Source organism: Thalassospira tepidiphila MCCC 1A03514, from assembly GCF_001662875.1.
GTDB lineage: Bacteria > Pseudomonadota > Alphaproteobacteria > Rhodospirillales > Thalassospiraceae > Thalassospira > Thalassospira tepidiphila.
Genome location: NZ_JPVZ01000005.1, coordinates 41797 through 54658, shown reverse-complemented (window position 1 = coordinate 54658; position 12862 = coordinate 41797). Strand labels below are relative to the sequence as shown.

Genomic DNA, 12862 nt, shown 5'->3' with positions numbered 1-12862 from the left:
TAATATATCTAAACCCGACCAAATTCGTCAAGAACTTCTGACCAGTGTTTCAGTTATATTAATCACTCAATATCAGCATCCTAGCAATTATAACCGACAAAAACAGTCGGGTAAGTAAAATGCCGATCCTTCACGCTAGGATCGATATACGGCGAAACAAAGGCAATTTGTGCATGTGTGAAGGTTCAAGGCGAAATTCCGGGGTTTGGCAAAGTGGCGTGCCAGTGGCCCCTGCTGTATGGTGACTTCAAAATACCATTTGACCGGAGTTCATCATGCCAGCCTTGCCAGCAGACACTTTATGCCCCTGTGGCAGCCTGAAAGATTACGGCGTCTGCTGTGGGAAGTATCATTCCGGGATTGCAAGTGCCGAAACGGCCGAAAAATTGATGCGATCACGCTACTCTGCCTTCGCGTTGCGCAATGGGGACTATCTATTATCAACGCTGGCAGAGGAAAATCGTTCCGGCTTTGATGCAGAAAGTATTGCGCAGGACACAACGCGCTGGACTGGATTGGACATCATTGAATGCGTTGCTGGCGGAATTCTTGATCAAACCGGGATTGTTGAATTCGTTGCCCATTTTGACGAGAACGGAAAACCACACCAACTGCACGAGCGATCCAATTTCGAACGTCGTGATGGCAAGTGGTTCTATGTTGACGGGATATTTCCGGGCATGAGCCAAATCAACGCGTCACCTGTCAAAGCCGGTCGAAATGATCCCTGCCCTTGTGGATCGGGCAAAAAATTCAAGAAGTGCTGTGGTTAGCCCACAAATTCCAGTGCCCATTGATGAAATGGCCGGAGTAAGCTTTCATGGGCTTCTTTATATGGCATCCAGACCAATTCGTGATCCTGATCGACCGGCGGACCAAGCTTTTCGGTTAATTCGCACAGGAAAAAGGTAGCACGCTTAAGGCGGTATCGATCCTTGGCCGGGTTATTGACATACTGTGACGCAAAACCGAGCCGCGAGATGATGCGCGCCCGATAACCCGATTCTTCATAAGCCTCACGACAAAGCGCGTCCTGTTCGCTTTCACCGTTTTCAACGCCGCCGCCAAGAAGAACAATACCCTTGGGCGTGCGCGCAACGGCAACGTCGCCGTTTTCGCGTTTGATCACGGCATAGACACAGTCCTGTACGTTATAGCTTTGCCCCACACGCGGGGTTCCAAATATTGGACCGGTCAACAGGTCTTCCTTGTTTCGCGATTGGCCGAGTTTTCGTTCTTAAATCAGATTTTATCGCTTGGTTATAGTCTTGTAGACCAACTTCAGGTGATTTTGTGACAGACGTTTCCGGATGGTTACACAAAGAATCTCACAAAAACAAATCCCCCCAAAACAATCAGCGTTTCGGAGGGATTTTAGATCGATATCATTAAGCGATTGCTTAGAACGGAATCTCGTCATCGAGGTCCGGGGCACCAGCCGGTGCGGATCCGCCACCGGAAGAACCACCATTACCCCAACCAGCGTCAGAACCGCCGCCGTAGCCGCCACCACTATCCTGGCCGCCGCCATAACCACCACCAGAGGATGAACCGCCACCCATGCCGCCGCCTTCGCCGCGGTTATCAAGCATGGTCAGGTTGGAGTTGAAGCCTTCAAGAACAACTTCAGTGGTGTAGTTGTCTTTGCCATCCTGCCCCTGCCATTTGCGGGTGCGGAGCTGGCCTTCGATGTAAAGCTTGCTGCCTTTTTTCACAAAGCGCTCAACGACATCAGCAAGGCCTTCGTTGAAAACAACGATGCGATGCCATTCGGTCCGCTCGCGGCGCTCACCGGACTGACGGTCACGCCACTGTTCGGAGGTTGCGATGCTGAAATTGGCGATCTTTTTGCCAGCCTGGGTAAACCGGATTTCAGGATCGCGGCCAAGGTTCCCGACGAGAATGACTTTATTGACACTGCCAGCCATGGGTTATCTTCCAAAGTTTGTGTTGTCCGCTGTCCCGATTGGTCGGGACTTGTGGGTTATCATTGCGCAAAAATGCGCTGCATTAAAGTTTCAAGTGCAATGCGATCCGTTTCATCGAACGAATTGTGCTCGACACTATCGACGTCAAGCACGGCGATCAACTGTCCATCCGCATTGATCACCGGCACAACGATCTCGGAATTGGTCCGGCTATCGCATGCGATGTGACCAGGAAAAGCATGAACGTCCGCGACCACCTGCGTTTCGCGGGTTGATGCGGCTGCACCACAAACACCGCGACCAAACGGGATACGAAGACAGCCAAGCGTGCCCTGATATGGCCCGACGACAAGTTCGTTTTCCTTTTCCGGATCAACATTATAGAAGCCGGTCCAGAAGTAATAGTCGAACTTTTGCGATAAGACGCACGATACGGTCGCCATCAGGGCGGGAACGTTGGTTTCGCCTTCGGTGATGCTTATCAGCTCTTTTTGCGCTTCTTCGTAAAGCGCCTTTTTCTGGTCGGTCTGCACATCGAACTCCCTTAACTTTCGCGCATAGGAACTACCCCGTTCACCCTGTGCGAGACAAGGGTAAAGTGCCCCAATCCGAAAACAAAAACGCCTCTGACAGTCTGAATTTGTCAGAGGCGTTTGGTGTTAACTGGCCTAGTTTAATCAGATGCGCTGACCGCTTTCGATGTCAAACAGGTGGATTTTCGACGCCGGAACTGAAAGGCTTAATTTCTCGCCTTTTTCGAATGTGTGCGTCCCCTGCAAACGCAACGTGACATTGTCGGCATTGGCCCCGAAATCGAGATAGGCCAGCGTTTCTGCGCCAAGAGACTCCACCATGCGCACACCGGCATTAATCCGCCCTTCCCCGTCTTTGAGAAGTTCCAGATGTTCGGGGCGAATGCCAACCGTTACGTCGCGGCCAGCCTCGACGTCGTGATCAAGATCAAGCATCACGCCGTCCCCCACTGTGACGTGTTTCTTGTCATCAGAGACTTTGCCCTTCAGGAAGTTCATCGCGGGCGAGCCGATGAAACCCGCGACAAACTGGCTGGCCGGCTTTTCGTAGATATCAATCGGGGTTCCGATCTGCTCTGCAACGCCGCCATTCATCACGATCAGACGATCGGCAAGGGTCATGGCTTCGACCTGGTCGTGGGTGACATAGACCGATGTGATGCCAAGACGTTGTTGCAGGTTCTTGATTTCAAGGCGCATATCGACACGCAGTTTGGCATCAAGGTTCGAAAGCGGCTCGTCAAACAGGAAGACTTTGGGTTGGCGGACGATCGCACGGCCCATGGCGACGCGCTGACGCTGACCACCAGATAATTGGCGCGGTTTGCGTTCAAGGTGATCTTCAAGCTGAAGAATGCGGGCGGCTTCGCGAACCTTGGCATCAATTTCCGCCTTGCTGTATCCGCGGTTTTTCAGGCCATAGGCCATGTTGCCGTAGTTGTTCATGTGCGGATAAAGCGCGTAGTTCTGGAACACCATGGCGATATCGCGATCTGCGGGTGCCACCGTGTTGACGACCTTGTCATCAATGATGATTTCGCCATCCGAAATCCCTTCAAGGCCGGCGATCATGCGCAGCAATGTCGATTTGCCACAGCCGGACGGACCGACAAGAACCGTGAACTCGCCATGCTCGATTTTAAGGTCGATGCCGTGAATGGCCTTGAAGCCGTTCGGGTAGGTTTTCTGGGCCTGATTAAGCGTAACAGTTGCCATCTTGGTTATCCTGTATTCGGATCAATTATTTTCAATTCAGAGATCAGGGAAGACCGGGTTATTTTTCCGTCTCAACCAGACCCTTGACGAACATGCGCTGGAAGATGACCACCACCAGTACGGGCGGGACCGATGCCATGATTGTCAGTGCGAATGCCTTGGGGAACTGAGGTATCTGTCCGCCTTCATAAAGCGAGTTGTAGACCTGCTTGATCCCGATCACGATGGTGTAGAGCTGATCATCGGTGGTCATCAGCAGCGGCCAAAGATACTGGTTCCAGCCAACCACAAACATGATGATGAAGATCGCAGCAATCATGGTCACCGACAGGGGAACCAGAATGTCGATGAAGAACCTGATCGGCCCTGCCCCGTCCAGCCTTGCTGCTTCAAGAAGTTCGTCGGGGACCGACCGATAGAACTGCCGGAAGAAGAAGGTTCCCGTGGCAGACGCAATCAGCGGCAGGATCAGACCGGTATATGTGTTGAGCAGCCCAAGGTTCGCCACGACCTCATAGGACGGCACGATACGCACTTCGAGCGGCAACAGAAGTGTCGAGAAAATGATCCAGAACAACGGCACAGCAAGTTTGAAGCGGAAATAGACAATCGCATAGGCCGCCATCATTGAAATGATGACCTTTCCGATCGCAAAGCCAAGGCCAAGCACCATGCTGTTAAACAGCATCTCAAGCGCGGTCACCCTGCCCTTTGTCGCCTCTGCATCAAACAGGATCGCGCCATAGTTGGTGAAGAACTCCCCGCCTGGCAAGAATTGCAGGCCATTCTGGAAGATATACTCGCGAGTGTGGGTTGATGAAGCAAAGGCGATCCAAACCGGAAGGATCATGAAAAGTGAGCCAAGCACCAGAATGGTGTGGTTGGTAAAAATACGCCATTTGGACTGATACATGATGACGTTCCCCTTAATAATGCACTTTGCGTTCGATGAAGCGGAACTGGAACACGGTCAGGACGCTGACCATGATCATCAGCAAGACTGACTGCGCAGCACTGCCGCCCATATCCGCACCAAGGAAGCCATCGACATACACCTTGTAAACAAGGGTCGCGGTCGAACCACCCGGGGCACCTTTGGTCGAAACATCGATAATGCCGAACGTCTCGAAAAAGGCGTAAGTCAGGTTGATCACCAGCAGGAAGAAGGTTGTCGGTGCCAAAAGCGGGAATGTGATGGTCCAGAAGCGACGCTCAGGACTCTTGCAGTCAAGGGTCGCTGCTTCCTGAACCGACTTCGGAATTCCCTGAAGCCCCGAGAGGAAGAAGATGAAGTTCACGCTGACCTGTTTCCAGACCGCAATCAGAATGACGATGAAGGCCGCGTCATTGGCGTTTTCGATGTGGTTGAATTCAAATCCGAAACTGTTGAAGGCCTTGTAGAGGTCCCCCATGAGCGGGTTGAACATCATGATACCAAGAAGTCCCGCCACCGGCGGCGCAATGGCATAGCCCCACATCAGAAGGGTTTTATAGGATTTTGCCCCACGGATTACTTCGTCGGCGCGAACCGCGAGAAACAGTGAAATCGCGATCGAAAGCACGGAGACAAGAACGGAAAATACGACGGTAAAGATGGCAGATCGCGTCCACGAACTGCTTGTCAGCACATCTTCAAAATTGCGGAACCAGACGAACTGCGAAGACATGCCAAAGGCGTCTTCAAGCAGAAACGACTGATACAGCGCCTGGACCGCAGGCCACAGGAAAAATATGGAAATAATCAGAATTTGGGGTGCGATAAACAGGTATGGCACCGCGCTGTGTTCAAATTGTACGCGCTTCATCGGGAACGCAACCTCAGAGCAAAATCAGAAAATGCAAAACAGGGCGGCCAAATCATCGGCCGCCCCGCTTTGGCGAAAAGCAGATTAGTTCGAGTAGGTATCGTTGAAGCGCTTCAGCAGACCGTTTGCTTCTTCTTCGATGGTCGCAAAGGCAGCATCAACGGTTTCTTCGCCGTTCATGATCTTGTCGACTTCACGATAAATCACTTCGCGGATCTGAACATAGAAGCCAAGACGGTAACCCTTGGTCCACTCCCCACCTTCTTCGGAAAGCTGGGTGATGCCGACTTCTGCATCCGGGCTTTCCTTGTAGTAGCCATCTTCTTTGGCCAGCTCATAAGCCGCATTGGTGATCGGTACATAACCGGTTTCTTTGTGCCAGTAGTACTGGGTTTCCGGTTTGGTCAGGAATTTGAAGAATTCGGCAACACCGGCATCCTGTGCGGCATCGTGACCGGAGAATGCGAACAGTGCTGCACCACCGATGAAGGTCGATTTCGGTGCATCACCGGTGCCTTCCCAGTACGGAAGGGTCGATGCGCCAAAGTCAAACTGTGCGGACTTGCGAAGGCCACCAAACGAACCGGAAGAACCGATCCACATTGCGACCTGCTGCTGCACGAACGCATCCTGGTTCGCACCCCATGCGCGGCCATAATAGCCATAGTAACCCGCGTCTTTCCAATCCTTGACGTGCTGCCAGTGATCTTTCAGAGCGTCGTTGTTATAAAGGATTTCGACGTCGGTGCTGTCATAGCCGTTATTGGCGGTTGCCATCTGCAGGTTGTGACGCGACATGAAGTTTTCGAAGAAGATCCACGGGCTGTGCGACTGCGCAAGCGCGGTGTAACCAGCTTCTTTGAGCTTCGGAGCAGCAGCTTCGAATTCCTGCCAGGTTTTGGGAACGTCTACACCGGCTTTGTCCAGCGCTTCTTTGTTATAATACAGAAGCGGGGTCGAGCTGTTGAACGGCATGCCGATCATCTTGCCGTCTGAATCGGCATAGAAGTAACGAACACCCGGGATGTAATCATTGATGTCGAAATTGACGTTGTTTGCTTCAAGCAAATCCTGAACCGGCTTAACAGCGCCTTTGGCGTTGATGATGGTTGCAGCACCTGCGTCGAAGATCTGGATGATGTTCGGCTGGTTTTTCGCGCGGAACGCTGCGATGCCGGCCGTCATGGTGTCTTCGTAGCCGCCCTTGTTGATGGATACGAGTTTGTATTCATCCTGGCTTGCATTGAAGTCTTCGGTGATCTGGTTGACAACGTCGCCAAGTGCGCCGTCCATTGCATGCCACCAGGTGATCTCGGTTGCAGCCTGTGCGGTGTTGCCAATGGCAAACACGGCAGCAGCAGCCATCAGTGTTTTGCGGAACATGGTCAAGTAACTCCCTATTGAAAACTTGGCACGGTACGCCGCCCGTAATTCGGCGACCGGCTAGGCGTTCGTTTTGTTCTTGAGGGCCGTTTTGCTCAAGTGACAGTTTTCGGAAACTTACTTTTGATGTGCGAATGGGCGGCGAAATGACACAAAACTCGCCAATAAATGATCAAGTGAACATCCAATAAGTTCACTATGAAGCTCCTCGCGGGCGCAGTTTTGAAAGGATCAAAGATCCAGTGTTTGCCTAGTGTTTCGGCAATCCGGCAGCAGAAGTGCCGTGAAATGCAGACACGCCGCAGAAGTCAAGTGTTGCAGGCAAGTGAAAGTTTTGCGACCAAACTGTGAAGATCGCCCTGCTGCGTCCATGGTTAACCTTGTTATATGGAATGTTCGTGTTCGAATATTTCGACTATCCTAGAAGATGGTCGGCACAGACGACTTCTTCACAATTGGTCGTTAAGGTCGTTGCCGTCATCAAATCATCCAATTACGATGCCCAAACGTCCACGACCGCAGGGCTGATCCTGCGACTACCGTACTTGGATACGCAGCAACCGGAGACCCAGGCGTGAGTGACTTTGCCATATCAAATGCCCGACTCTTTGACGGAACACGCTTCCTGTGTGGGCATTCCGTTCTGGTCACGGATGGCAAGATCGACGCCATTGTTGCGGATAACGATCTACCTGCTAGTATCAAAACAATAGATGGTAGTGGCCAAACCCTCGCCCCCGGTCTGATTGATGTGCAGGTCAATGGTGGCGGCGGTGTCTTGCTGAATGATGCGCCTGATCTTGAAACCATTAAAACCATGGTCGCTGCGCATCGCCGGTTTGGCACGACATCCATGCTGCCAACCCTGATTACCGATTCTCGTGAAAAGATGGAGGCCGCGATTGCTGCCGTTCAGGACGTACTGGATAACGGCGTTGCTGGTGTCGTGGGCATTCACCTTGAGGGACCGTATCTCAATCTAAAGCGCCGTGGCGTGCATCCAGCGGACCAGATCAGGCCGATGGAGCCTGATGCAATCGAACTCGTCTGCCGGCTTCGCAACGGCTGCACTTTGGTCACACTTGCGCCGGAACTGCTTGATAAAGGTGTCATCGCAAAGCTCGTTGCGCGCGATGTTCGCGTTTGCGCCGGTCATACAGCGGGCACCTACGGCGATATCATGTCGGCAATCGACGAGGGCATGCAGGGCTTCACGCATCTGTTTAATGCCATGAGCCCCCTGACCCATCGGGAGCCGGGTGTCGTCGGTGCAGCCCTTTCTGATGATCGTACGTGGTGTGGCCTGATTGCGGATGGGTTTCACGTCCATCCAGCTGTGATCAAAACCGCCGTACGCGCCAAGGCCGCAGGCAAGATGATGTTGGTCACCGACGCCATGCCAACGGTTGGTGCCGCCGATAAACGGTTCAAGCTGGGCGATGAGGAAATCATTGCAGTTGATGGGCGCTGCGCGCTTGCGGATGGGACGTTGGCGGGTTCGGACCTTGATATGATTTCAGCTGTGCGCAATTGCATGCAAATGGCCGAAATCGGGCTTGATGAAGCGCTTCGCATGGCATCGCTTTATCCAGCGGAGTTCCTGGGACTTGGTCATGTTCTTGGTCGCTTGGCACCGGGCTATCAGGCCGATATGATTTTGTTTGATGATCAGTTCAATGTGACGCGAAGCTGGATCAAGGGCGTGCAAGAGAGTTACGCCTGAGCAAACGCAATATTTTCCGAAAGTCTATGACGGAAAGCCTTGACCTGAGACAGCATTTCGAAGATGCATTGGGCTCTGTAACAGTTTGTATGCAGGGTCTTCAGGTGATTTTGCTGCTGATCTGTTTTTACTCTGACCCCCAGGAGGAGTACCCACATGCCTTCCGTTAAACCCGGTGTTGTTACCGGTGCTGCCTATCGCGAACTCGTTTCTGCCTGCAAGCAGGACGGTTACGCCCTTCCCGCCGTCAATATTACGTCTTCAAGCACGATGAACGCGGCCCTTGAAGCTGCTGCAAATGCCGGTTCTGACATTATCATTCAGCTTTCGAATGGTGGTGCACAGTTCTTTGCCGGCAAGGGCATCAAGGACGCTGCTGCGGCCCGTGTTCTCGGCGCCGTATCTGCTGCGCGTCATGCACAGCTTCTGGCTGAACATTATGGTGTTGCTGTTGTCATGCATACCGACCACGCAAACCGCAAGTTTGTGCCATGGGTCGATGAAATGCTGAAATGGAGCGAAAAGGCCTATGCCGAAACCGGCAAGGCGCTTTACAGCTCGCACATGCTGGATCTGTCCGAAGAATCCGTTGAAGACAACCTTGCAACCTGCGAGACCTTCCTGAAACGGATGTCCGCCATCGAGATGAGCCTTGAGATCGAACTCGGCGTCACCGGTGGTGAAGAAGACGGTATTGGTCATGAGCTTGATACCTCGGTTGAGGAAATCGATCCGCGCCTTTACACCCGCCCGGAAGAAGTCGAAGAAGCTTATCGTCGTCTCTCGCCGCTTGGCCACTTCTCGGTCGCGGCGGCGTTTGGCAACGTGCACGGCGTTTACAAGCCCGGCAACGTCAAGCTTCGTCCGGAGATCCTTCTGGAAAGCCAGAAATACGTGGCTGAGAAGCACGGTCTGGGTGATCGCCCGCTCGACTTCGTGTTCCATGGCGGTTCCGGTTCGGAAAAAGAGAAAATCGAAGAAGCTGTCAGCTATGGCTGCTTCAAGATGAATATCGATACCGATACCCAGTTCGCCTATGCCCGCCCGGTTGGCGAGTATGTCGAAGCCAACGCACGTGCGTTCAAGTATCAGGTCGACCCGGAAACCGATCAGCCTTACAAAAAACAGTATGATCCGCGCGTCTGGATCCGCGAAGCTGAACTGTCGATGGCCGCGCGCCTCGAAGAAGCTTTCAAGGACCTTGGCGCAACCGGTCGTACGGTTACCAAAGGCTAAGCCTGATCAAAAATATGACCGTTCCGGTCACAGGATTTATAAAGCCCGCCGGTCTTGTTCGGCGGGCTTTTTCGTGGCTCTGTCATGCATCGGGTTGTTAATTGCGGATCTCCTGACAAATACTGACAGGAACTGTCAGGGGTGCGCTTGCGTATAGCTTACGGCTCCTCTATACACTTTCCGAACAATTCAGGAACAAAAGGCCCGACATGCTGACGAAAATCTCGGTTCGCGGTGCGAAAGAACACAACCTTCAGAACATTGATGTTGAACTGCCGCGCGATTCCCTTGTGGTGATTACCGGTCTGTCGGGATCAGGCAAAAGTTCTTTGGCCTTTGATACGATCTATGCCGAAGGTCAGCGCCGCTATGTCGAAAGCCTGTCGGCCTATGCCCGCCAGTTCCTTGAACTTATGCAAAAGCCCGATGTCGAATACATCGACGGGCTGTCACCAGCCATTTCCATCGAACAAAAGACGACCTCGAAGAACCCGCGTTCGACCGTCGGCACCGTCACCGAAATTTATGACTATATGCGCCTGTTGTGGGCGCGTGTCGGCATCCCCTATTCGCCTGCCACAGGACTTCCGATTGTCAGTCAGACCGTTTCGCAAATGGTCGACCGCGTGATGGAGATGGAAGAAGGTACGCGTCTTTACCTTCTAGCCCCGATCGTGCGTGGCCGTAAAGGTGAATACAAAAAAGAACTGCGTGAACTTCGCGCGCGCGGCTTCCAGCGTGTCAAGATTGATGGCGAAATGTATGACATCGACGAAGCACCGGAACTCAACAAGAAGCTCAAACACGATATTTCTGTCGTGGTTGACCGCCTGATCGTCAAGGATGGCATTTCAACCCGTCTGGCAGACAGTTTTGAAACCGCGCTTGAACTTACCGACGGCATCGTTTTGACCGAAGATGCCAAAACCGGCGAAACCACGGTGTTTTCGGCAAAGTTCGCCTGCCCGGTTTCCGGCTTTACCATCGAGGAAATCGAACCACGCCTGTTTTCATTCAATAATCCGTTTGGCGCCTGCCCGGCCTGTGATGGTCTTGGCACCCAAATGGAATTCGACCCGATGCTGGTCGTCCCGGATGAAAGCAAGACGCTCGAAAACGGTGCCGTCGCGCCCTGGGCCAGCACAACATCGAAATACTATCTCCAGACCCTGAAATCGGTTGCCAAGCACTTCGACTTCAAAACCAATGTCCCGTGGGAAAAATTGCCCAAGAAAGCACAGGACATCATCCTGCATGGGTCGGGCGAAGAAGAAGTCACGGTGACCTATGATGATGGATCACGTAGCTACAAGGTTTCGCGTCCGTTTGAAGGTGTTATTCCCAACATGGCGCGCCGCTGGCGTGAAACCGACAGTCAGTGGGCCCGTGATGAACTGTCCAAATACCAGATGGTATCGCACTGCCCGACCTGTGCGGGCAAACGCCTGAAACCCGAAGCACTGGCGGTAAAGGTTGATGGCTGTGACATTTCCCAGGTCACGGATCTTTCGATTGCCAAGGCCGCCGATTGGTTCCTGGCACTGGAAGATAAGCTCAACGCAAAAGAAACTGAGATTGCGCGTCGTATCCTTCGCGAAATCAATGATCGTCTGCGGTTCCTGCGCGATGTCGGTTTGGATTACTTATCGATGTCGCGCACATCCGGCACGCTTTCTGGTGGCGAAAGCCAGCGTATCCGGCTGGCGTCCCAGATCGGTTCTGGTTTGACAGGTGTTTTGTATGTGCTTGATGAACCATCCATCGGCCTACATCAGCGCGACAACGACCGCTTGCTTGAAACGCTAAAACGTCTGCGCGACCTTGGCAATACGGTGCTCGTGGTAGAACATGATGAAGACGCCATTCGGGCGGCTGACTATGTTGTGGATATGGGACCGGGTGCCGGTATTCATGGCGGCCGTATCGTTGCCGAAGGTACCCCTGAACAGATCCAGCAAAACCCAGATAGCCTGACGGGTAAATACCTTGTCGGGGTTGAACAGATCGCGGTTCCAAAAGAACGCCGCAAGGGTAATGGCAAAGCGATTACCATCAAGGGGGCAACGGCCAACAACCTGCAGGGCATTGATGTAGATTTCCCATTGGGCAAGTTCATCTGTGTGACCGGGGTTTCGGGCGGCGGCAAATCAAGTCTTGTGATTGAAACGCTGTATAAGGCGCTGGCCAAGCGGATGCATAATGCCCGCCATCACCCCGGCGCACATGACGAGATCACGGGTGTCGAACTGATCGACAAGATCATTGATATTGACCAAAGCCCGATTGGCAGAACGCCGCGTTCCAACCCGGTGACCTATACCGGTGCGTTCACACCCATCCGTGAATGGTTCGCCCAATTGCCAGAGGCAAAAACACGCGGCTACAAGCCCGGTCGTTTTTCATTCAACGTCAAGGGTGGACGCTGCGAAGCATGCCAAGGTGATGGCGTCATCAAAATTGAAATGCACTTCCTGCCCGACGTTTATGTCGAATGTGACCAGTGCAAAGGCCATCGCTATAACCGCGAGACACTGGAAATATCATTTAAAGGCAAGTCGATATCCGACGTACTTGATATGACAGTTGAAGAAGGTGCCGATTTCTTTAAGGCCGTTCCGTCCATCCGCGACAAGATGGAAACCCTTAAACAGGTCGGGCTTTCCTATATCCATCTGGGGCAGCAGGCCACCACCCTGTCGGGTGGCGAAGCCCAACGTGTGAAGCTTGCCAAGGAACTGTCCAAACGTGCAACCGGCCGGACGATCTATATCCTTGATGAGCCGACAACAGGGCTTCATTTCCACGATATCCGCAAACTTCTGGAAGTGCTGCATACGCTTGTCGATCAGGGCAATACGGTTGTGGTGATCGAACATAACCTTGATGTTATCAAGACCGCAGACTGGATCATTGATATCGGCCCCGAGGGCGGTGATGGTGGCGGCCAACTGGTCGGTGCCGGAACACCGGAAGACATCATGTGCAATGAACGCAGTTACACAGGGCGCTACCTGAAACGCCATCTCGGACTGGAATAAG

The 12862-nt window shown here is 52.9% G+C and carries 11 protein-coding genes; 4 read left to right on the top strand and 7 right to left on the bottom strand.

Annotation, left to right across the window (positions count from 1 at the left end):
• Positions 1 to 275 precede the first annotated feature (275 nt).
• Positions 276 to 773: a YchJ family protein gene (locus tag TH4_RS12350; RefSeq protein ID WP_064781348.1), complete on the top strand. Its 498-nt coding sequence runs from the start codon at positions 276 to 278 to the stop codon at positions 771 to 773.
• On the opposite strand, the gene TH4_RS12345 is transcribed toward TH4_RS12350, so the two are convergent.
• The 7 genes from TH4_RS12345 to TH4_RS12315 form a co-directional block, all read right to left on the bottom strand.
• Positions 770 to 1198: an NUDIX hydrolase gene (locus tag TH4_RS12345; protein WP_063089603.1), complete on the bottom strand. Its 429-nt coding sequence runs from the start codon at positions 1196 to 1198 to the stop codon at positions 770 to 772. The genes TH4_RS12350 and TH4_RS12345 overlap by 4 nt on opposite strands.
• 202 nt (positions 1199 to 1400) lie before the next feature.
• The gene (gene ssb / locus TH4_RS12340; protein ID WP_008891015.1) at positions 1401 to 1928 is read right to left on the bottom strand and encodes a single-stranded DNA-binding protein; all 528 of its coding nucleotides are present in this window, start codon (positions 1926 to 1928) and stop codon (positions 1401 to 1403) included.
• Positions 1929 to 1987: 59 nt separating this feature from the next.
• Positions 1988 to 2461, bottom strand: a complete 474-nt coding sequence (locus TH4_RS12335) for a GAF domain-containing protein (protein WP_008891014.1) — start codon at positions 2459 to 2461, stop codon at positions 1988 to 1990.
• Positions 2462 to 2605: 144 nt separating this feature from the next.
• Entirely contained in the window at positions 2606 to 3676 is a 1071-nt protein-coding gene (locus tag TH4_RS12330) for a sn-glycerol-3-phosphate import ATP-binding protein UgpC (protein ID WP_064781347.1), read from the bottom strand.
• Between the two features lie 58 nt (positions 3677 to 3734).
• Positions 3735 to 4589: a sn-glycerol-3-phosphate ABC transporter permease UgpE gene (gene ugpE / locus TH4_RS12325; protein WP_008891012.1), complete on the bottom strand. Its 855-nt coding sequence runs from the start codon at positions 4587 to 4589 to the stop codon at positions 3735 to 3737.
• Positions 4590 to 4602: 13 nt separating this feature from the next.
• Positions 4603 to 5481: an ABC transporter permease subunit gene (locus TH4_RS12320; RefSeq protein WP_064781346.1), complete on the bottom strand. Its 879-nt coding sequence runs from the start codon at positions 5479 to 5481 to the stop codon at positions 4603 to 4605.
• A gap of 84 nt (positions 5482 to 5565) precedes the next feature.
• Entirely contained in the window at positions 5566 to 6864 is a 1299-nt protein-coding gene (locus tag TH4_RS12315) for an extracellular solute-binding protein (protein ID WP_008891010.1), read from the bottom strand.
• A gap of 574 nt (positions 6865 to 7438) precedes the next feature.
• Here TH4_RS12315 and nagA point away from each other — a divergent pair.
• The 3 genes from nagA to uvrA all read left to right on the top strand — a co-directional run bounded on the left by nagA (position 7439) and on the right by uvrA (position 12861).
• Positions 7439 to 8587 carry an N-acetylglucosamine-6-phosphate deacetylase gene (gene nagA, locus TH4_RS12305; RefSeq protein WP_064781344.1) on the top strand — a complete coding sequence of 383 codons (1149 nt, stop codon included), beginning with the start codon at positions 7439 to 7441 and terminating at the stop codon, positions 8585 to 8587.
• 156 nt (positions 8588 to 8743) lie between these two features.
• A complete protein-coding gene (gene fbaA / locus TH4_RS12300) occupies positions 8744 to 9823 on the top strand; it encodes a class II fructose-bisphosphate aldolase (RefSeq protein ID WP_064781343.1) in 1080 nt (359 codons plus the stop codon).
• A gap of 209 nt (positions 9824 to 10032) precedes the next feature.
• Positions 10033 to 12861, top strand: a complete 2829-nt coding sequence (gene uvrA, locus TH4_RS12295; protein ID WP_064781342.1) for an excinuclease ABC subunit UvrA — start codon at positions 10033 to 10035, stop codon at positions 12859 to 12861.
• The last annotated feature ends 1 nt before the right edge of the window (position 12862 follow it).